Raw genomic sequence first — 18,943 nt, 5'->3', positions numbered from 1 at the left:
TAGGGATTAATATAAAATATCTCCTGTTGTACTTCCAATATAAGTAGGGACTGCTTTGTATTTGTTTGTGTTATTTGTGATTCTTAAAGATGAGTATCCAGACATCAATCGATGTCCTATCCAGCGAACATCAGTGACTTTCTCACCTGATTTCTTGTTGAGTAAAATTAGATAGCCCATAAAATTAATCCACTGATTTTGACTAAGTAATTTTGTACCATAGGCATGTATAGAGCGCCCACTATTGTAAATGTTAAATGTAATATTCCAAAATTTAGATGTTTCATTAATTGCCTTTACTGTCGATTCAGTTCTTTTTTTTGCTAGAAAGTCAATCATAGGAATATGATAGGTGAAATGGCCAACTTTAATTAATGATAGTATTGACAGTTCCTCATCACTCTTTAGCTCATTAATATTATTGTTAATAACATCTACTGTCAGATCTTTTTTATGTATTTCAATGACAGTCCTTTTACCATAACTATCGCTAGCATCAGAATATTTGCTAAAAAAAAACGCCACTTCTTGGTTTGTACCATTCAAAATTGGATCCAAATTGGCCAAAGCAAAAAGGTCATTTAATGGACTGTTACTATAATTATTCTGCATCATTTAACCTTAATTCCAGTTAGTGATTGGTATAACTCGAGCGCGTATTGATCTGTCATTCCTGAAATGAAATCAATGATAAGATGAGCTCGTAAATTCCATTCTAAATATATATCATCTTCATTTTTAACTCGCTGAGCATGGTATGCTTTCAAATACTTATCAGGTAATGTTCTGAAAAGCCTAGATGTGACTTTGCTGATTGATTTGTTTTTATTTTTTTTAATTAAGTCTAAGAATGAGTTGCTTTCTAACTCCAGTAAAGGAACATAACAGTTTAATATTCCTGTTATTATGCTGTGGCCAGATAATTCAGTCATTTCAACTTCAGGAGTTGAGAATATAGCCTCCTTCGTAAATTCTTTTAATTGTAAAAGTACTAGTAGAATGTCTTTGCTTTCTTTATCTTCAATAAGTAATGGTGTTTTTTTTTCTGAGCTAATGATACTGTCAAATTCGTTATAAAAAACAGTTGAAGCTTTAGTTACTAGCATTCTAGATAAAGTTGTTTTAAATTCAGTGAATAAGGATATTTTTTCATTTTTTTTAATTCCATTGCATAATTCAATTATTCTATTTACATCATCATCAATTGACGATATATGTTCAGGGATGTTTTTTTTGATAAATGAATATAAATCATCCTCTGTTATTACACCTTTTTCAATACCATCATCTATATCGCTTGTGCAATAAGATATATCATCGGCGGCCTCCATAATAAATGTGATTGGATGTCTGCCATTGATGGGAATTGATAGCTTTTCCCAAGTTTCCTTTACAATATCTTCTTCGGTAGAGAAATAACCAATTTTTGATGATAAATGGTTGTCAGCGATTTTTTTGTAGTCGCGACCACCATATGTGTATTTTAACGATGCTGCAATTTGCGTGTATGTGAAATTATATCCTGTAACTCCATCATCACCCTGTAGTTTGGTTGCAATTCGTATTGCTTGAGGATTACCATCAAAAGATGTGAAGTCTTTTAGTTGAATAAGTTCTTTTAAATTGTCATCTAATACTGAGTCGTCTTTTATTAATTTGGATTTTCGTAAGATTAATTTAATATTCTCGTCATTCTTGAACCATTCGGATATTGTAGACTCGCCAAAGTGGCCGAAAGGAGGGTTGCCAATATCATGCATTAAACAGGTTGTTTCAACGATAGAGTTTATGGATTTTTCATTATCAACCCAGAACTCTTTATTTTTATTTTCTTTGTATTCAGAGTTTTTTATTTTTTTTTGTTATAGCATGTGTTATATAAGCACCTATATGCGCTACTTCTAATGAGTGAGATAAACGACTTCTTACTGCAGAGTTACTTTCGAGAGAGAATACTTGAGCCTTTTGCTGCATGCGTCTAAATGGAGCGGAATATATTAGCCTACCTTTATCACTAAGAAATGCATCTTCCAGCTCATATTTTGTCCTAGTATCTACTTTTTCAGATGAAATCATTTTTTTTAAATTACACGTATCCATAGCATCCTACTTAATATTAGTATTTGGTTAAAATTCCAGACTTAAGTCACTGTTTAATGAAAAATAAACTATATGTATTATATGTGATTTTATGATTATTCCCAGTCTTAATTTATAAATTATATAGTTAAAAATATCAATTTATTGAAGGGGTATAGTCGATGATCCAAGAGGCTAGGTGATGTATTACGGTGCAACAGACCGGTGCTACAGAATTGGCGGTACACGGCCGTACCAAAGAGGACGGTTACAAGGCGGAGCGTATTAACTGGGCGGCGATTGGTGAAATCCGTCAGCGGCTGACCATTCCGGTGATCGCCAACGGTGAAATCTGGGACTACCAGAGCGCGCAAGACTGCTTGCAAACCACCGGCTGCGATGCAGTGATGCTGGGGCGTGGCGCGCTTAACGTACCGAACCTGAGCCGGGTGGTGAAGTACAACGAACCCCGCATGCCATGGCCACAGGTGGTGCAGCTGCTGCAAAAATACGTCCATCTGGAGAAACAGGGCGATACCGGCCTGTACCATGTGGCGCGGATTAAACAGTGGCTGGGTTATTTGCGCAAAGAATATGACGAAGCGACCGAGCTGTTCAGTGAGATTCGCGCGCTGAACAATTCGAAAGATATTGCCCGGGTGATTTGTCGTTAAGGAATAAACCGGGGAGCCATGCTCCCCGTTGAGTTAACCTGCCAGCAGCTTAAGCACTTCATCTGCCACCGCAGCACCCGACTCCGGGTTTTGTCCGGTGGCCACCCGTTGATCGCTCAATGCGAATGCGGCCCAGGGTTCGGCCGCTTTTTGGTAAAGGGCACCGCGTTTTTTCAGCTCGGTTTCGGTCAGATAGGGCACCAACTTATCCAATTCGGCCAGCTGTTCCTCTTCATTACTGAAACCCGTGACCTTTTTGCCGTTAATCAGGTAGTCGCCGTTGGCCAGCTTGATATTCAGCAGCCCAATAGCCCCGTGACACACGGAAGAGACCACGCCACCACTTTCATAAATGGCCTGGCTGAGGGTTTGTAATGCCTGATTATCCAGAAAGTCCCAGATCACGCCGTGGCCGCCGGCATAGTAAATCACGCCATAATCGGCGGCATTCACCTGTGAAGGTTTCAGTGTGGCGCCCAGCCGGTTCATAAAGGGTTTGTTCTGATACCACTCCCAGTCGGTGGCGTCGGCCATGGCCAGGCTGTGGGGATCGATCGGGGTATAACCGCCTGACGGGCTGACATAGTCAACCTGATAGCCGGCAGCTTCAACTTTCTTCACGAAGTGTACCGCCTCCCCCAACCATAGGCCGGTGGCGCGATTGATACTGGGGTATTTGGCAATGCTGGTAAGTACGACCAGGATCTTCTTTTTCATCATGCTTCCTCTCGGTTGACTGCTTCCATCGGGCTAAAGTATAGCCAATCTGACAGGTTCAGTTGTCCAGAACGATCTGGAAGTAGTGCATCAACGCTTCGCGGCGTTCTTGTTCCGAATGCAGCGTTGACTCCCGGCGGTGATGATCTTCGGTGATAATCAGCTTGTTCTCGCTGAGGGTTACCCGGCCATTTTCCGTGGCGTGGGAACACACCAGCTTCTGGGTGAAATGCGACAGCGGTGAGGTGCTGTGGTAGTGGCACATGGCGGAAAATTCGGCCAACTGACGTTTTTGCAGGCTGAAGCGATAGAGCGTTTTGGCGTGTGAACGCTGATCGCCGTTACGGCGCTCCAGATAGTAAATCTCGCCTTCCTGTTCCAGGTGGAAGGTGCCGGTGCTTTGTGGCTGTTGCTCGGCCGTGCTGACCTTTAGCGGTGTCAGGAACGAATCACCAAACCCCACGTCCACCAGATAGGGTTGATCCAGCTCCACCATCAGCGCCATATGGTCGAACGGCGGCCCGAAACTGCCATCGCGGGCGCGGATCTCGCCGGAAATAAAATGCACGTTAAAGCCGATGTCCTTCAACAGCAGGGCAAACAACCGGTTCAACTCATAGCAAAAGCCGCCGCGGTTATGTTCGACAATTTTACTGAACAGCGCTTCCTCCTCCAGATGGATACCCTGGTGATAAATAATGCTCAGGTTCTCAAAGGGAACCTTCAGCATATGGCCACGGTGTAACTGTTGCAGCGTCAGGAGGTCGGGTTTGGGGATGCCTGCGAATCCAATGTGTTGCAGGTAGCGTTGTCTGTCCACGTTTTGTCTCACAGCAGAAAAATTGAACATAAAATAGTTGGGTTTGGCAAAGTTGTGAGGGCAATAAGTGCTATGTCAGAACGCAGAGGGCTTGCCTGCCGCCTGCAGCAACAGATTCACCCAGCGGCGGGTGGTGGCACTAACGAAGGCGCTGTCCGCCCAGCACAGGCGATATTGGTGGGTCGCGGGCAGTTGTCTGCTCTCGCCAAACAGCCGAACCAGCTTGCCGCTGGTCAGAGCATCCTGTGCGACGGCCAGGCTGCCGAGCACAATGCCGTGGCCTTCAATGGCCTCCTGCAATGCATGGCCGACGCTGTTAAAGGTGAGGATACCCCGTGGTGCCGTAACACCTTCACCAAAGGCCGCGAACCAGTCTTGCCAACCGGCAACGCCCATTTTCTGCCCATCTTTCCAGGGGGAATGTATTAACTGGGATAACGCCAAATCAGCGGGAGTGACGAGCTCAGGATGCGCGGTGAGAAAAGCTGGACTGGCCAGCGGTGCGAAGGCATCGGCGAGTAGCTCGCGGGAATGCGGCGGCGGGGTGGCCGTTGGGCTGTAACGGATGGCGATGTCGGCTTCGCCATTGGCCAGATCGCGCAGGCTTTCGTTGGCGTCCAGCACCAGTGAAACATCAGGATCTGCACGGCGTAATGCCGGAAGGCGTGCTGCCAGCCAGTGGCTGGCGATCCCCAGGGTGCAGGTTAGCCTCAGCGTTTGCTGTTGTTCCGGTCGGGCGCGGTCGCTGGCTTTTTGCAGTAGCGTCAGTGCGCGGGTTACGTCGATAGCCAGTCGTTTACCGGTATCGTTGAGTTCCACCGCGTTCCCCTTGCGATGAAACAGCTCAACGCCCAGTTCATTCTCCAGGTGACGTATCTGGCGGCTGACCGCCCCCAGCGTGACGTTCAACTCTTCCGCTGCCTCGGTAAAACTGGCGCAGCGCGCCGCCACCTCGAAAGTATGCAAGGCTTTCAGGGAGGGCAGGCGAGGTTGAGCGTTCAGCTTGAGTTTCATTCAACCATATTGCCAATCTATCGATGTTCCACAAGTGATTTTTTGCTTACTTTTGAGGCAAAGATCGCACGGGAGTATTGAGTGGACATATTGATGGGACTGGCCGCCGCACTGTGCTGGGGCGGCACGGATTTTTTGGTCGGCATTAACGCCCGAGCGGTAGGGGTGCGCAGGGCAGTATTTTTTTCGCAAGCGATCGGGTTTGTGATTTTTACCCTGCTGCTGTTGGCAACCAGGGTGCCTGTTTTCGAGGCTTCTGCCAATGTTTGGGGGTTGGCATTGCTGGCCGCCTGCCTGATGGTGAGCGGTTCACTGGCACTCTCGCAGGCCTTTGCTATCTGCAAGGCGGCGATGGTGGCGCCTTTGGTCACCAGCTATGGTGCGGTCACCACGCTGCTGTCGTGGCTCAGTGGTGAACGGCTCGGTGCGCTGACGCTGATTGGACTGGCGCTGTGTCTGCTGGGGGTGATGCTGACCGCCGTGAGTCTGGGTCGCCAACCGGACAGATCCCCATCTTCTTTACCGGCGATAGCTTTCGCGTTACTGGCGGCGCTCTGTTACGGCATTGGCTTCTGGCTGCAAGGGCAATACACGCTGCCGGTGCTGGGGCCCAGTGTCAGCCTGTGGCTCGGTTATGCCGTAGGGCTGACAGCCCTGCTGGTGTTGAATGCTGACCGACGAGCTTTGGTGGCGCGGCCGGGCTGGCGGCAGGGTGGCCTGCTGCTGGTCGCCAGTTTGCTCAATCTGGGGGGCTTTAGCGCATTTGCTGTGGGGGCTGGCAGTGGGTCGCTGGCCATTGTGACGGTGCTCAGCACCCTGTCCGGCGGTATTGCCGCGCTATTGGCGGCCCTGCTGTTGCGCGAGCGGCTTTCTACCCTTCAGTGGCTGGGGGTGTTGACGGTACTGGCGGGTGCCTTGGTGCTGCATCTCAAAGTAGCATAATGGCGAGTGGCATAAAGGGATAAAGAGCCGCCTCGTTTGAGGCGACTCTTGTCTGTTACCAGGCTTTACGCGGGTTGCGGGAAACAATATCGATTTTCTGACACAGCATTTTGGTGATATCTACCGAAGCCGGGCTGGTGGCGCTACCGGCGAAGTTTTTCAGGATAATTACGACACGGGCATAGTTGACATAGCCCTCAGGCAGCGGCAAATACTCGGCCGAGTTCAGTGCAGTAATACGATCCGAAGTCATGGTTGCCGAAGATGTTGGGGTTACCGTCCCGGTCCTGCCCCACTGACAGGTTTTCTCAAGCAGGATATTGACCCCGGCGCTGCCGTTAAGCTCATATTTACCCTGGTAGGTGCCAACGGTGACATCCAGCGAGCTCAAACCTTTCAGGTTTTCCAGCGTGGTGCGCCACAAGACAAGATCATTTTTTTCAATTGGGAAATAAATCTCAATTTTCTTGTCCGTCGTTGCCGCCGTTTTGGTGGTTGCGGTAATGACGCCATCTTTCAGGGTAACCGCCAGGTCTGAAGTTTCTGTTTGTGAAACTCGGTTGCCGGTAGCGGCATAAACGTTGTTCAGCAAGAGTGCACTGCTTTCTTTCCAGGTAGGCTCTGGCAGATGATTAACACCATCGCCGAGGTACAATTGACGCCACATATTAAGGTAGCCGGGTGCTCCGATTCGTTTCATTTCGATATGGTTATTGGACCAGCCTTTCTTGATATCCGAGTTAATCAAGTCGAAACCGTCAATGTAGCATTTGCCGCTAAGATCGCTGGACTGATCGAAATAGAAATACTCAACGTATTGATAGGGAACCGTACCGCCTGGATCGGTCACGTTGGTTTGAACGCTATGCCACTGGCTGTCTTTGATTTTTACCGTGCCGCCGTTGTTACTGGTAAATACCGGCCGGGAGTTACGGCGATGTTCATTGCCCCACTCGAAGTGGCAATTTTTAAAGTCCAGCGTGCCGGATTTAAGATCGAATAAACCGTAGTCAGTATTCGCTTGTTGATCGGCCACGCTGTTAAAGCCGCTGTAGTCAAATGAGCAATCACGGAATGCCAGCGAATGGACACCCTGATAAAAGTTGGTGCCGTCGCCAAACAAGCATTTGTAGAACACAATCTTTTCACCGGCATTGGCGGTGCTGGCGGACCAGATTGGCCAAACGCATCCACGTACCATAATGCTGTGCCAGCTTTGGATATAGGCATTGTTGCCAAACACGATGCCTTTATACAGGTCGGTGAGCCAGATGTTTTGTACCAGTAATTGGCTGGTCGGCATGCCATGAATATTTGCGGCATCGCTATAAACGCACAGGCCTCGTAGGTTGGCTGTTGCATCCGAAATACCGACAATCCGCAGGTTATAAATGGCCGGTGCTCCTGAGCTGTAAAGCACCCGCACGCATTCAATATCGGTTGCACCGCGGAAGTCCAGAATGGTGCCTTTAAAGTCGACGGAATTTTTCCACAGTTTTAAATTGGCAGTGGTTTTACATTGGCGTACACCCCCTGGCCCAACCAGGGTAATACCTGCGGGCGTAGTCGGAATGGCTGATTTCCACCATTCGTCACCGGTAACCTGTAAAAAATTGCTGGCACGGTTAATGGTCAGAGAATAGTCCTGTTCATCGCCAACCTGATACCACCAGTCGATGCTGTAATCCCCGTCATTGATAATACGTTTCCAACAACGATTCTGAGTGTCACGCACAATGGTCGCACCATTATCCAGGCTGGTGGTATCTGCACCGTCACGGAGGAATACGCCGTGGTGATGGCTATTTTCAATCATTACGGTTGATTCACTGCCGGTATATGCGCGCAGGTGGGTATAGTCATTTAATGCGATCATGGGGTTATCCTCATGTTTTCGGTTATGCAGGCTTTTGCAAAGTAATCATTGCAGTCGCGCAGAGGTGTTTTGAAAATAAAAATATGCAGGCCGAAGGTGATTCGCTTTTAAAGCTTTCGGCCTGTGGGAGCAACTTAGCAGGAGGGGGAGTACAGCTTAAGCACTGGGCGTTGTGCCCGCGGTCAGCGGGCAAACGGGAACCACAGTTACAGTTAATGCCCCACTGTTACGGGGCTGGATTAGCTAATTGCCCTGGGGTGCACGTCTGATATAGGTCAAAGGGTTCAGCGAGCGCAGGTGCATCTGCAACACCGTGCCGCGGCGGAAGAAGTAATTGAGGAGAGTCAACGACAGCAGTTCGGTCAGTAGCGTGCTGTAGGCGGCACCCATCATGCCGTATTGGCGGATCAGGAAATAAGACAGTGGGATATTAATGATAAACACCAGGAACATCTTCTTCGACAGAAAGCCGTAACCAGAGAAAATCACAATGTATTTGTAGGCCAGGGTGCCCAGGGCGGAAAGTAGGGTGGCAACCGCCAACACCCCCATCGCCGGATAAGCCGCTAAATATTGCTCCCCGTACAGCAATACGATCACCGGTTTGCCGAGTAAAAGAATACTTGCCACGATCGCGGCAGAGATAGCCAACACCAGCCCATTCAGTTTGGCGGCGGTGCGTACCGCGTCATCGCGCTGATAAGCAAATATTTTGGCGAAAAACGAGGTAATGACGGCATCAGTGACAAACATCCAGGCGGTCGCCAGGGTGATGGCAACGGAGTAAATCCCCAGCGCTTCGGCGGAGACGAACCACATCAAAAACAACTGGGCCAGCCGGGTGTATATGGCGATGGAGACATTGGACACCGCCAATGGCAGGCCACTGGCAAGCAGATAGCGCACGTATTTGCGCCGAATACGCCTTGGTGCAATAAAGCGCGGATTGCGGCGGTGATAGATATGATGGCGGATCAGGTAGGGGATCAAATACACCATCACAATCGGGATCGCCAGGTAATACAGGTGCAGATCAAAATAGACGATCAGATAACGCACCAGCAGCGCACTGCCCAGCCCGGCCACGTTGGCCAGCGTATTGAAGCGCGACTCCAGCCGGGCATCATGATAAATGGTGAACACATCTCTGAGCGAGAAGAAGCTGGCGACAAAGGTGGCGGCGCAAAAGTAGAAGGTAATGAAATCTTCGCGTAGTCCGGTGTAAATCAATATTGCCGCAGAGAGCAACACAAAACAGCCCTGCCGCAGCCGGTTGGTGGAAAACATCAATGCCGTTCCTGAGCCAGGGTTGCTACTGATCCGTTTGAACAACACGGTATCGGAGCCCAGTAGCGCCAGCGTTTGGGTAATGGCGAAAATCGCGGTGGCAAAGGTAATTTTGCCAAAGCTTTCCGGGCCAATATATTTTGCCATATAGGCGGTGATGAAAATGACCCCCAGGATAGACACCATTTTTTCGGATATCATCCAAAACGCATTTTTTACAATGTTGATATCTATGAATTTTAATTTCACTGGTACTTTCCCTGTTGCATCTTATACTAGGATTAGTCCGATTATCTCCTTGCCCTATGTAATGGCGGGACCACAGGGTTTTATAATTAAGATGCTATAACCGGAATGTCAGAAGCATTTATCCCTATGCTATGTTCATGGAAGAAAGAGAAGAATGAGAAAATTCGCAAAACGACTCTATCGGGCCGCGCCCGATTTTATTTATTATCAAGTCAGCCATTACCTTGCCCATGGCTCTTTAGTCAACTTCAAAAGCCCGAAGAAATTTTCAGAAAAAATCTATCAACGAATGCGCTATCCGCACAGCGATTTCAGCAAGTTAGCGGACAAGGTGGCGGTCAGGGAGTATATTTCCCAGCGGGTATCAGAAAAGTACCTAACCCCCATCATTATGGTTACCGATAATTTTACCGAGCAGGACTACCTTTCATTGCCTCAATCATTTGTTATCAAAACCAATAATGCTTCTCAACAGGTCAAGATAGTTAAAGATAAAAATAAGGTCAGCTATCGAGATATTGCGAAAATTCTTAGTGAGTGGTCTGAAATAACCTATTGGAAAAGGTTTCGCGAAAAACACTACGCGAATATCCCACAGCAGATTATTGTTGAGGAGCTGTTGGATATAGAATCGGAAGGTGAATTGATTGACTACAAGGTGCATGTGTTTAACGGCGAACAGTCTTATTTGTTTGTCGAATTGCTGCGTGGTGGGCCTGAACCCACTTCATTGGAGTTTTTGGAAGAGCACGCACATCACTGTTTCTTTACCCAGGCGGGTATCCCGCAGCTCAATACGCTGAATGAAAAACCGGCATTCTGGGATGAAATGGTTCAGGTGGCGAAAGCCGTCTCGGCGGACCTGGACTATTGCCGCGTCGATTTTTATCTCACCCGCGAGCAAATCTACATTGGTGAACTGACGCTGACCCCCGGTGCCGGCAACGAGGTTTATCTGCCGCGTGCGACCAACCTGCTGCTGGGCGAGATGATGTCCAAGGCCGGGTAATCGTTGTGGTAGTACTTACTGCTCGCTATCCGCCGGTGTGATGCTCTGCAGCCACGCCAGAAACTCAACCGCTTTGGGCTTGTCCAGCGTACGTTGTGGATACACCACGTAGTAAGGCTTGCTGAGCGGCAGCACCGGCTCTGCCAGAGGCACCAGTGTGCCCTTGGCCAGTTCGCGCTGGATCAGTCGCCGTTGGCCGAGCAAAATGCCGTGGCCTTCAACTGCGGCATCAATCGCCAGTGAGGTCAGGTTATAGGTCAGGCCACGCCGCTGCGGCGGCGGTAATCCGGCGGCGCTGAACCACTCATGCCAGCCCGGCAGGAACTGGCTTTCTTTCCCCCAATCCACATGGATTAGCGGCTGGCGAGTCCAGTCACCACTGGCCTGTAACTGCGGGCTGCAAACCGGCTGTACGCCATCCTGAAACAGCCGCACTTTTTCCAGCAGTGGATAGTCCTGATCGCCAAAACACAGTGCAAAATCCGCCGCCGAGCTGGCGAAATCCACTTCGGCATGGGTGGCGTGCAGACGAAGATCCACTTGCGGATGCTGGGCCAGCCAGTTGCCGATGGCCGGGTTCAACCATTTTGACGCCAGCGCCGGCAGGGTAAATAACGTCAGTTCTTCTTTGCCACGTTGGCGATCGACATGCTGCTGCGCCACCCGCAGTGTCTCAAATGCCTGCTGCACGTAGGCCAGGTAGTCCGCTCCCTGTTCGGTCAGCGTCACGCCGCTTTTGGCGCGGATAAACAGCACAATACCCAGGTGTTGCTCAAGCTGGCGGATCTGCTGGCTGACAGCAGCGGCCGTCAGCGCCAGGCTGTCTGCCGCACGGGTCAGGCTGCCGGTGCGGGCGGCAGTTTCAAACGCCAGAATGGCGCTCAGTTTGGGCAGGCGGCTGCGGGAAGGAGGGTTCATGGCGGCTATCGCTAAGAATTGGTTAACTTATCCTTAACGTATTTTTGTTATTACGGCAATCTGACATTCGCTACAGTGGGTTATCCGGCCGCAATGCTAACAGGAGCCTCTGATGCAGTCACTTGCCCATATCGTTGATTTATCCGCTAACCCGATTGACGACGTTGCCTTTCAGGCTCGTTGTAAAGCCACGCTGGATACGGCGGGGGTGCTGGTGCTGCCGGGTTTTCTGACCGCTGCGGCACTGGCGACCATTCGTCTGGAGGGGGCCGAGCACAGTCATGCGGCGTTTTTTGCCGCCAGCAAGCATAACGTCTACCTGAAGCCGCAGGACGAAACGCTGCCGCCCGATCATGCACGCAACCGGCTGGTGGTGTCGTCCAAGGGCTGTATTACCGACGAGGAGATCCCAGAGCAGTCACCGCTGCGTACGTTGTACGACGCACAACCGTTTCGTGATTTCCTCTGCGCCGTGCTGGAAGAACAGCGGCTGTATCCCTACGCCGATAGCCTCTCTTCGATCAACCTGCACTACGCTCATCGTGGGCAGGAGCTGGGTTGGCATTTTGATAACTCGTCGTTTGCCATCACGCTATTGATCCAGAAGCCACAGGCAGGCGGGCGTTTTGAATATGTGGAAAATCTGCGAGATGCCGATCGCGGCGAGATGAACTACGCCGGCGTGTCGCAGGTGCTGGACGGTGAACGTGCGGTTAAGCCGTTGGCGATGGAAGAGGGGGATTTGGTGCTGTTCCGTGGCCGTAACGCCATGCATCGGGTTACGCCGACCGAAGGTGACATTACCCGCATGTTGGTGGTGCTGGCTTACAACGCACAACCGGATATTGCGCTGTCGGAAAGCGCCAGAATGACCTTTTACGGTCGGTTGTGAGAGATAAAAAACTGCCCAGGTTGGGGCAGTCTAAAAACTTAGTGATGGGCTTCTTCGTGCGCCTGTTGTTCCCGTTTGACTTCCTGTGCGCGCTTGCGCAGGCCGAACCAGCCTAGCGTCAGCAACACTGCCAGCACCGGAATGGTGGCGATAGTCCAGGTGCCGTTCGGGTAGTCGAACGCCATCATGACCACCACCGCCACCAGGAACGCCAGCGTCAGCCAGGAGGTCACTGGCGCGCCGGGCATTTTGAAGGAGACCGGCTTTGCGCGGCCTTCACGCACGGCTTTGCGCAGGCGCATCTGGCAGACGATGATAAACGCCCACGAGGCGATAATGCCCAGCGAGGCGATGTTCAGCACGATCTCAAACACCCGCGAAGGCACCAGATAGTTCAGTAAAACGCCGATCACATAAATGCCGCAGGTCACCAGGATCCCGGCATAGGGCACCTGCTGGCTGCTCATGTTAGCCATAAATTTAGGTGCAGAGCCGCCCATCGACAGCGAACGCAGGATGCGGCCGGTGGAGTACAGGCCGGAGTTGAGGCTGGAGAGCGCGGCGGTCAGCACCACGATATTCATAATGGTACCGATATAAGGCACCCCCAGCTTGCTGAAGAAGGTCACGAACGGGCTTTGGCCTGCCTGGTAGGCATTCCACGGCAGCAGCAGCACCAACAGGACTACCGAGCCAACGTAGAACAGGCCGATGCGCCAGATAACGCTGTTGATAGCCTTCGGCATCATTTTGGCCGGATCTTTGCACTCGCCTGCGGCGGTACCGATCAGCTCAATCCCGGCGAAGGCGAAGATAACCCCTTGCACCAACACTAGCGCAGGCAACAGGCCATGCGGGAACATGCCGCCGTTTTCGGTAATCAGATGCAGGCCAGTAGTGTTGCCTGCCACCGGGGTGCCGGTGCCGAGAAACACCACGCCGACCACCAGGAACAGCGCAATGGCGACGACTTTGATCAGTGCGAACCAGAATTCCATTTCGGCGAACCACTTCACGCCGATCATGTTCATGGTGGCGACCACCCCGAGGGCGCAGAGTGCGAATAGCCACTGCGGCACGTCGGCGAAGGTCCCCCAATAGTGCATATACAGCGCTACCGCCGTGATGTCGACGATGCCCGTCATCGCCCAGTTGAGGAAGTACATCCAACCGGCGACGTAAGAGGCTTTTTCGCCGAGGAACTCACGGGCGTAAGACACAAAGCTGCCACTGGTGGGGCGGTGCAGCACCAACTCGCCCAGCGCGCGCAGAATAAAGAACGAGAAAATCCCGCACACCAAATAGACCAGCGCCAGCGCCGGGCCCGCCATCTCCAGCCGGCCGCCGGTGCCGAGGAACAGGCCGGTACCGATTGAACCGCCGATGGCGATCATCTGTATCTGCCGGTTGCCCATGCTTTTGTGATAACCGGATTCATGGGAGTCTAACCATCGTCTTCTGGCTGCATGTTGGTCATGCGCCGTTTTTTTTTGTGATTGCATCATCTGTCCTGTTTACCTGTCTATGGAATTACCCTGCTCCGCTGCCAGAGCAAACGATTGCTATTGCCAATCGTGGTGAGAATGAGGTCATGGCATCATTCTGCGGTTTATTATATGAACAGCCGAAGAGAAATAACGGCGGAGCATGCTACCTTTTCTCTGTAAAGGTGGCAAAAATTCCTGCGTATAAATCGTGATCAATTGTGTTTGTTTTTTGTTAAATATATAAAAGAATATATTATTCAATAAGATGATTGAATTTATCAAGACGGAAATAACGAGGAATAAAAAGTGATTAAAATCACAGAATAATAATTACCGCGCAAACTACAGGGAATTTGGCTTATTTATTCGCGACGAGAATAAAGGGGGATAATAAGCTTCACCCTGCCTGCGGCGATATTGTCCACAGGCGAGGGTTATTCCTGGCCGATTTTTAAGCGGACTCACCAACCGGCAGGGCAGAACTTGGCAGGCCGAATATTTTGTCGAATGCCCAGTTAAACACGAAGGTGTAGCACGGGATAATTATGATCAGCGCCATATCCAGCAGCAGCGCCTGCCACAGCGTAATCCCCATCCACCAGGCGATCAGCGGGATCAAATACACCACCAGCGTCAGTTGAAAGCCCACCGCATGGATAATGCGACGCTTGAGCGTCCGGGTGCGCGACGTCTGACGGCTTTCCCACAGCTCAAACAGTGAGTTATAGATGAAATTCCAGCTTACGGCGATGGTGGTGATGATCACCGCCAGCGGCCCGGTGCTGCTGGGTGCGCTGCCAGAAAGCAGTGCCAATCCGAGTGCGGAGATCGCCATGCCGATAATTTCATAGGCGGTGACATACACCAGTTTGCGTTTAACGCCTTGCATTACTCATCTCCTGACTGATTTTTGGCTTTAGGGTCGGATGACCTTTTGCCGTCTGGCGAGTAAGATACCGTCAATCATATTGATAGAAAAAGTCAGGAGCTGTCAGTTTTTCTGACAGGTAATGCAATGAACTTTTCCAGCGATAATATAGAGCTGTTTCTGGCGGTACTGGATCGCGGTTCGTTTTCCGCTGCGGCCCGCTCACTGCGGCGAGTGCCTTCGGCCGTCAGTATGGGGATTGCCAATATGGAGGCAGAGCTGGGCTCTCTGCTTTTCGATCGTTCGCACCGTGAGCCGGTACCCACCCCACTGGCATTGGCGCTGGCACCGCATGCGCGCTTGATCGCCGATCAGCTTAAACAGCTGCAAAACCACGCCATCGAATTGTCCCAGGGGCTGGAAAGTACCTTGTCGATCGGTATCGCCTCGGACATCAACAGCCGTGGCCTGCTGGCCGCGGTCAAAACCCTGGCAGACCGCTATCCGTTACTGAACATCGAAGTATTGACCGCCCCGCAGGATGACGTGTTGCACATGCTGCATCAGGGCCGGATTGGCGTTGCTCTGGCGTTCGGCGGGCTAAATATCAACAGTCAGGAGCAGTTTCACTTTGTCGGCGCGGAATCGCTGGTTGCCACGCTCTCGCCACGGCACCCGGCGCTGAACGGTACGGCGAACGAGCTGTTTCTCGAAGACCTGGTTAACGTGCGGCAAATTATGGTGGCCAGCCGCGACCTGCCGATTGCCGATCTGCGGCCGCGGGTGGCGGAATCTTACTGGCGTACTGACAGTTTGCCGATGGCGCTGAGCATGGTGGAAGCCGGTCTGGGCTGGGGCAATTTCCCGCTGTCGTTGACCGCGCCGCTACTGGCCCAGCAACGGCTGGTCCGGCTGAAATTCAAAAATACCAAAAATGAACTGCGTCTGCCGATCCATCTGATCTGGCTGAAAAACCGGCCACTGGAGAAGGCCGCCCGTGAGTTGGTGGCGCTGATGCAAGAGATGCCACAGGTGGAATAATCCCCGCGGTTGCATTGCTTTTATTTTCATCGCTGCGCTACTTTGAGCAATGGGATTTTTATGGGGGCATAAAGTATGTTGAGCGAAACGGCGTTATCGGTATTGAGCATTAGCGGCGCGATTACGCTGGGAGCGATGAGCCCGGGGCAAAGCTTTATTCTGGTGGCGCGTACCGCCGTAGCCTCTTCGCGCCGCGACGGTATGGCGGTAGCGCTGGGCATGGGTGTCGGCTGCTTTATCTTTGCCTTGATCGCTCTGCTGGGGCTGCAGTCGTTGTTGTTGGCATTGCCGTGGCTCTACACCACGCTAAAGGTGCTGGGTGGGGCTTACCTTATCTATCTGGCCTGTAAAATGCTGCGTGGGGCCCGGCAGCCGCTGAATGTGGAAGCGGTTGGTGAGCAGCACCTGGGATTTCGCAAGGCGTTTACTACCGGCCTGCTGACTCAGTTGGGCAATCCCAACACCGCCATTGTGTTCGGTAGCGTGTTTGCCGCGTTGCTCAGCCATAAAATCTCACCGGTGATGTACCTCGTACTGCCGGTGATCGCACTGACCATCGATGTGCTGTGGTACGCCTTTGTGGCCTTTGTCCTGTCGTCGCCGCGCCCGCGCCGCACCTATCTGCGTTTTAAAGCCTGGTTCGATCGGCTGGGCGGCGGCGTGCTGGCCTTGCTCGGTTTGAAACTGATGCTAAACCGATAACGCAATTATTTTGGGTATAACCTTAGTTAGCATGGCGGCGGCGCCACCAAAACCGTAGCAACAAAATAGCGGCAATCACCAGCGCGCAAAACAGCACGCTGGTCAGCCGTTTGTCGAAACCCGAGATAAACCGGGCGATCGCTTCACCGCCGAAATAGCCCAGCAACACAAAGATCGTCGCCCACAGGATGGCACCAAGAATATTCAGCGGCACAAAACGCGACGGCGGCAGTTTGCTGGCACCGATCAGTACCGGTCCGATAATGCGAAAGCCGTACATAAAACGCACGCCAATCACGAACAGCATCGGGTGGCGAGCAATCAGCTTTCTGGCGCGTTCGATGCGCTTTTCCTGGCTCTTCATGCGCGAAATCACCTGTCCGCCAAAGCGACGCCCGAGGAAAAATAATATTTGATCCCCCAGCGTGCCACCCAACGCCACCACCGCAATGACCCAGGGCAGATGCAGCAGCCCCTGATGTGCCGCAATACCGCCCAGCAGCGTGATGGTTTCGCCCTCAGCCAGACAGCCGATAAACAGTGCCCAGTAGCCGTAATCCGTAATGTAGTGGGCTAAATCCGCCATTCCTATCCCCTATGTCTCTAACACATAAGGCTAAGTATACGCCCTGTGTGCTAGCCGCGGGCGGCAATCTGCGCCACCAGCGCCTGGCGTTGTGGCAGAGTGTCGGCCATCTGCGCCTGTACTCGCGCCAGAATATTGGCCGGTGCCAGCTCCGGTGTTCCTCCGGGGAATGGCGGGGCCGGGGCATATTCCAGATACAGTTGGATCATTTGCGCGGTTTCCTCATCCTGCAATTCAGCGATCAATGCCAGAGCGAAATCGATGCCTGCCGTCACACCGCCGCCGCTGATAATATTACCGTCACGCTCAACCCGAGCCTGGCTGGGGATAGCGCCAAACAGCGCCAGGCTGTCGCGCATTGACCAGTGACAGGCGGCACGTTTGCCCTGCAGTAAGCCGGCGGCGGCCAGGATCAGCGAGCCGGTACACACCGACGTCAAATAGCGGGCATCAGGCCCCAGACGGCGGATCTGACGCATAAATTCGTCATTCTGCAGCGCCTGGGTGCAACCGGCACCGCCCGGCACGCACAGCACGTCGCAGTGCGTGACCTCTTCCAGTTTCTGCAACTGCGTAAAGTGCAATCCTTCGGCACTGATATCTGCGCCACCGACCGAAGCAACGACAATCTCTGCACCCGGCATGTGGCGCAGAAACTGCAGTGGGCCGGTGAAATCGAGCTGGGTGACGCCCTGATAGATCGGAAAAACAATCACTAACGGTTCAGACATGATATTCGCCTCAGTTTTTTTATTTGACTTGGGTAATAATAAGCGTCCTGTTTTTGGCTGATATGACAGATAACCCTCAAAAAGCGCCATGATGAAAAATATCGGCTTTGTGGTCTTCCCCGGTTTTAACCTGCTGGATTTTGCCGGGCCACTGGCGGCGTTTGATAACGCCAATCAGTTTACTGCGACCCCGGCTTACCGCTGCCTGCCACTATCAGAGCACGGCGGCAGCGTGACGAGCTCGTCAGGTGTGGAAGTACTCACACAGGCGTTTAATCAAGGGCGCTTTGATACGTTGTTGATTGCCGGTGGCAGCGGTAATGTGGTGGCCACACAGTCTGCGGCACTGCTGGCGTTCCTGCACCGGCAAAGCCTGCAGGCGCGACGTATGGCCAGCGTGTGCACCGGCGCATTTATTCTGGCTGCTGCAGGCTTGTTGGACGGTAAACGGGCTACCACCCATTGGTACCATGCCGCCCGGTTGCAGCAGGGCTATCCGCGTATTCGCGTCGACAGTAATCGCATTTATATCCGCGACGGTGCGATATGGACCTCGGCGGGCATTACCGCCGGTATCGATCTGGCGTTGGCGATGGTGGAAGAAGATCTCGGTAGTGAATTGGCAGCCAACGTGGCGCGGCAACTGGTGGTGTATCACCGCCGCCCGGGAGGGCAGTCGCAATATTCGCTGTTGCTGGAGTTGAATCCGTCTTCAGACCGTATCCGCAGTGCGCTGTCTTATGCTCGCGAACACCTGCATCAGCCGTTGACGGTGGCCGATCTGGCCGACGCAGCTTGCCTGAGTGAACGCCAATTCGGCCGGCTATTCCGTGCCGAAACCGGCCAAACGCCGGCCAAGGTGATCGAGCAATTGCGGGTTGAAGCGGCCAGAATGCGCATCGAAGAAGGCAGCGAAGCGCTGGAGGCTATCGCCCGTGCCGTCGGGTTCAGCGATCCGGAGCGGATGCGGCGGGCATTTATTCGCGTCTTTGGTCTGTCGCCGCAGGCGATAAAGCGCCTGAGCCGCGCCGGTTAAATCATTCTGCCGTGC

At 52.1% G+C, this 18,943-nt stretch carries 19 protein-coding genes and 1 pseudogene; 7 read left to right on the top strand and 13 right to left on the bottom strand.

All coding sequences use genetic code 11. The annotated features are described in order from the left end of the window. Window positions 1-6: 6 nt before the first annotated feature. From OC597_RS03525 to OC597_RS03515, 3 genes are read right to left on the bottom strand one after another with little or no spacing between them, the layout of a single operon-like run. Window positions 7-615 (bottom strand): primase 1D-like protein, encoded by a 609-nt coding sequence (locus OC597_RS03525; RefSeq protein ID WP_262207463.1) that lies wholly within the window; start codon window positions 613-615, stop codon window positions 7-9. Continuing rightward, window positions 612-1,790 (bottom strand): dGTP triphosphohydrolase, encoded by a 1,179-nt coding sequence (dgt, locus tag OC597_RS03520; protein WP_262207549.1) that lies wholly within the window; start codon window positions 1,788-1,790, stop codon window positions 612-614. Before dgt ends, OC597_RS03525 begins: the two co-directional genes overlap by 4 nt. 49 nt (window positions 1,791-1,839) lie before the next feature. Further along, on the bottom strand, window positions 1,840-2,100 hold the full coding sequence (locus tag OC597_RS03515) for a hypothetical protein (RefSeq protein ID WP_262207461.1): 261 nt from the start codon (window positions 2,098-2,100) through the stop codon (window positions 1,840-1,842). A gap of 191 nt (window positions 2,101-2,291) precedes the next feature. On the opposite strand from OC597_RS03515, the pseudogene OC597_RS03510 reads away from it, so the two are divergent. Then, window positions 2,292-2,753: pseudogene (locus OC597_RS03510) on the top strand (tRNA-dihydrouridine synthase); the annotation flags it as partial. Window positions 2,754-2,786: 33 nt separating this feature from the next. Here the strand turns inward: OC597_RS03510 and OC597_RS03505 are convergent. The 3 genes from OC597_RS03505 to OC597_RS03495 all read right to left on the bottom strand — a co-directional run bounded on the left by OC597_RS03505 (window position 2,787) and on the right by OC597_RS03495 (window position 5,304). Then, window positions 2,787-3,470: a type 1 glutamine amidotransferase domain-containing protein gene (locus tag OC597_RS03505; RefSeq protein ID WP_262207460.1), complete on the bottom strand. Its 684-nt coding sequence runs from the start codon at window positions 3,468-3,470 to the stop codon at window positions 2,787-2,789. Window positions 3,471-3,528: 58 nt separating this feature from the next. Continuing rightward, window positions 3,529-4,290, bottom strand: a complete 762-nt coding sequence (locus tag OC597_RS03500) for an arylamine N-acetyltransferase family protein (protein WP_262207459.1) — start codon at window positions 4,288-4,290, stop codon at window positions 3,529-3,531. Window positions 4,291-4,365: 75 nt separating this feature from the next. After that, the gene (locus OC597_RS03495) at window positions 4,366-5,304 is read right to left on the bottom strand and encodes a LysR substrate-binding domain-containing protein (protein WP_262207458.1); all 939 of its coding nucleotides are present in this window, start codon (window positions 5,302-5,304) and stop codon (window positions 4,366-4,368) included. Window positions 5,305-5,385: 81 nt separating this feature from the next. Between OC597_RS03495 and OC597_RS03490 the strand changes: the two genes are divergently transcribed. Continuing rightward, the gene (locus OC597_RS03490) at window positions 5,386-6,246 is read left to right on the top strand and encodes a DMT family transporter (RefSeq protein ID WP_262207457.1); all 861 of its coding nucleotides are present in this window, start codon (window positions 5,386-5,388) and stop codon (window positions 6,244-6,246) included. 55 nt (window positions 6,247-6,301) lie between these two features. Here OC597_RS03490 and OC597_RS03485 read toward each other — a convergent pair whose 3' ends face one another. After that, window positions 6,302-8,122 (bottom strand): putative phage tail protein, encoded by a 1,821-nt coding sequence (locus OC597_RS03485; protein WP_261283917.1) that lies wholly within the window; start codon window positions 8,120-8,122, stop codon window positions 6,302-6,304. 243 nt (window positions 8,123-8,365) lie between these two features. Next, complete coding sequence (locus OC597_RS03480; protein WP_262207456.1) at window positions 8,366-9,658, bottom strand: oligosaccharide flippase family protein; 1,293 nt, start codon at window positions 9,656-9,658, stop codon at window positions 8,366-8,368. Between the two features lie 154 nt (window positions 9,659-9,812). On the opposite strand from OC597_RS03480, the gene OC597_RS03475 reads away from it, so the two are divergent. Next, window positions 9,813-10,667, top strand: a complete 855-nt coding sequence (locus OC597_RS03475; protein WP_261283919.1) for an ATP-grasp fold amidoligase family protein — start codon at window positions 9,813-9,815, stop codon at window positions 10,665-10,667. Window positions 10,668-10,682: 15 nt separating this feature from the next. Here OC597_RS03475 and OC597_RS03470 read toward each other — a convergent pair whose 3' ends face one another. Next, complete coding sequence (locus tag OC597_RS03470) at window positions 10,683-11,585, bottom strand: LysR substrate-binding domain-containing protein (protein WP_261251875.1); 903 nt, start codon at window positions 11,583-11,585, stop codon at window positions 10,683-10,685. A gap of 112 nt (window positions 11,586-11,697) precedes the next feature. Between OC597_RS03470 and OC597_RS03465 the strand changes: the two genes are divergently transcribed. Then, complete coding sequence (locus OC597_RS03465) at window positions 11,698-12,477, top strand: HalD/BesD family halogenase (RefSeq protein WP_262207453.1); 780 nt, start codon at window positions 11,698-11,700, stop codon at window positions 12,475-12,477. 38 nt (window positions 12,478-12,515) lie between these two features. Here OC597_RS03465 and ansP read toward each other — a convergent pair whose 3' ends face one another. Together ansP and OC597_RS03455 are read right to left on the bottom strand one after the other, a co-directional pair. Further along, window positions 12,516-13,979 (bottom strand): L-asparagine permease, encoded by a 1,464-nt coding sequence (gene ansP / locus OC597_RS03460; RefSeq protein ID WP_261285141.1) that lies wholly within the window; start codon window positions 13,977-13,979, stop codon window positions 12,516-12,518. Between the two features lie 436 nt (window positions 13,980-14,415). Beyond that, complete coding sequence (locus tag OC597_RS03455; protein WP_262207451.1) at window positions 14,416-14,853, bottom strand: PACE efflux transporter; 438 nt, start codon at window positions 14,851-14,853, stop codon at window positions 14,416-14,418. A 126-nt stretch (window positions 14,854-14,979) separates the two neighbouring features. Between OC597_RS03455 and OC597_RS03450 the strand changes: the two genes are divergently transcribed. Both OC597_RS03450 and OC597_RS03445 read left to right on the top strand, forming a co-directional pair. After that, complete coding sequence (locus OC597_RS03450) at window positions 14,980-15,873, top strand: LysR family transcriptional regulator (protein WP_261251878.1); 894 nt, start codon at window positions 14,980-14,982, stop codon at window positions 15,871-15,873. A 75-nt stretch (window positions 15,874-15,948) separates the two neighbouring features. Continuing rightward, window positions 15,949-16,575: a LysE family translocator gene (locus OC597_RS03445; RefSeq protein WP_085115741.1), complete on the top strand. Its 627-nt coding sequence runs from the start codon at window positions 15,949-15,951 to the stop codon at window positions 16,573-16,575. A 22-nt stretch (window positions 16,576-16,597) separates the two neighbouring features. On the opposite strand, the gene OC597_RS03440 is transcribed toward OC597_RS03445, so the two are convergent. Together OC597_RS03440 and OC597_RS03435 are read right to left on the bottom strand one after the other, a co-directional pair. Beyond that, window positions 16,598-17,161, bottom strand: a complete 564-nt coding sequence (locus OC597_RS03440; protein ID WP_261283923.1) for a DedA family protein — start codon at window positions 17,159-17,161, stop codon at window positions 16,598-16,600. Window positions 17,162-17,211: 50 nt separating this feature from the next. Next, complete coding sequence (locus OC597_RS03435; protein ID WP_261251880.1) at window positions 17,212-17,892, bottom strand: DJ-1/PfpI family protein; 681 nt, start codon at window positions 17,890-17,892, stop codon at window positions 17,212-17,214. Window positions 17,893-17,983: 91 nt separating this feature from the next. On the opposite strand from OC597_RS03435, the gene OC597_RS03430 reads away from it, so the two are divergent. Beyond that, window positions 17,984-18,928 carry a GlxA family transcriptional regulator gene (locus OC597_RS03430; RefSeq protein WP_262207547.1) on the top strand — a complete coding sequence of 315 codons (945 nt, stop codon included), beginning with the start codon at window positions 17,984-17,986 and terminating at the stop codon, window positions 18,926-18,928. The last annotated feature ends 15 nt before the right edge of the window (window positions 18,929-18,943 follow it).

It is taken from the genome of Serratia proteamaculans (assembly GCF_946227095.1).
Classification (GTDB): Bacteria; Pseudomonadota; Gammaproteobacteria; order Enterobacterales; family Enterobacteriaceae; genus Serratia; species Serratia proteamaculans_E.
The sequence above is the reverse complement of the archived record's forward strand: the minus strand, read 5'-3'. Positions and strand labels throughout refer to the sequence as shown.

What these genes read in the sequence shown, in the direction of transcription:
- OC597_RS03525 (WP_262207463.1), bottom strand. Translation starts at nt 615, where the DNA reads ATGATGCAGAATAATTATAGTAACAGTCCATTAAATGACCTTTTTGCT.
- OC597_RS03515 (WP_262207461.1), bottom strand. Translation starts at nt 2,100, where the DNA reads ATGGATACGTGTAATTTAAAAAAAATGATTTCATCTGAAAAAGTAGAT.
- OC597_RS03505 (WP_262207460.1), bottom strand. Translation starts at nt 3,470, where the DNA reads ATGAAAAAGAAGATCCTGGTCGTACTTACCAGCATTGCCAAATACCCC.
- OC597_RS03495 (WP_262207458.1), bottom strand. Translation starts at nt 5,304, where the DNA reads ATGAAACTCAAGCTGAACGCTCAACCTCGCCTGCCCTCCCTGAAAGCC.
- OC597_RS03485 (WP_261283917.1), bottom strand. Translation starts at nt 8,122, where the DNA reads ATGATCGCATTAAATGACTATACCCACCTGCGCGCATATACCGGCAGT.
- OC597_RS03475 (WP_261283919.1), top strand. Translation starts at nt 9,813, where the DNA reads ATGAGAAAATTCGCAAAACGACTCTATCGGGCCGCGCCCGATTTTATT.
- OC597_RS03470 (WP_261251875.1), bottom strand. Translation starts at nt 11,585, where the DNA reads ATGAACCCTCCTTCCCGCAGCCGCCTGCCCAAACTGAGCGCCATTCTG.
- OC597_RS03465 (WP_262207453.1), top strand. Translation starts at nt 11,698, where the DNA reads ATGCAGTCACTTGCCCATATCGTTGATTTATCCGCTAACCCGATTGAC.
- ansP (WP_261285141.1), bottom strand. Translation starts at nt 13,979, where the DNA reads ATGCAATCACAAAAAAAAACGGCGCATGACCAACATGCAGCCAGAAGA.
- OC597_RS03455 (WP_262207451.1), bottom strand. Translation starts at nt 14,853, where the DNA reads ATGCAAGGCGTTAAACGCAAACTGGTGTATGTCACCGCCTATGAAATT.
- OC597_RS03450 (WP_261251878.1), top strand. Translation starts at nt 14,980, where the DNA reads ATGAACTTTTCCAGCGATAATATAGAGCTGTTTCTGGCGGTACTGGAT.
- OC597_RS03445 (WP_085115741.1), top strand. Translation starts at nt 15,949, where the DNA reads ATGTTGAGCGAAACGGCGTTATCGGTATTGAGCATTAGCGGCGCGATT.
- OC597_RS03440 (WP_261283923.1), bottom strand. Translation starts at nt 17,161, where the DNA reads ATGGCGGATTTAGCCCACTACATTACGGATTACGGCTACTGGGCACTG.
- OC597_RS03435 (WP_261251880.1), bottom strand. Translation starts at nt 17,892, where the DNA reads ATGTCTGAACCGTTAGTGATTGTTTTTCCGATCTATCAGGGCGTCACC.
- OC597_RS03430 (WP_262207547.1), top strand. Translation starts at nt 17,984, where the DNA reads ATGAAAAATATCGGCTTTGTGGTCTTCCCCGGTTTTAACCTGCTGGAT.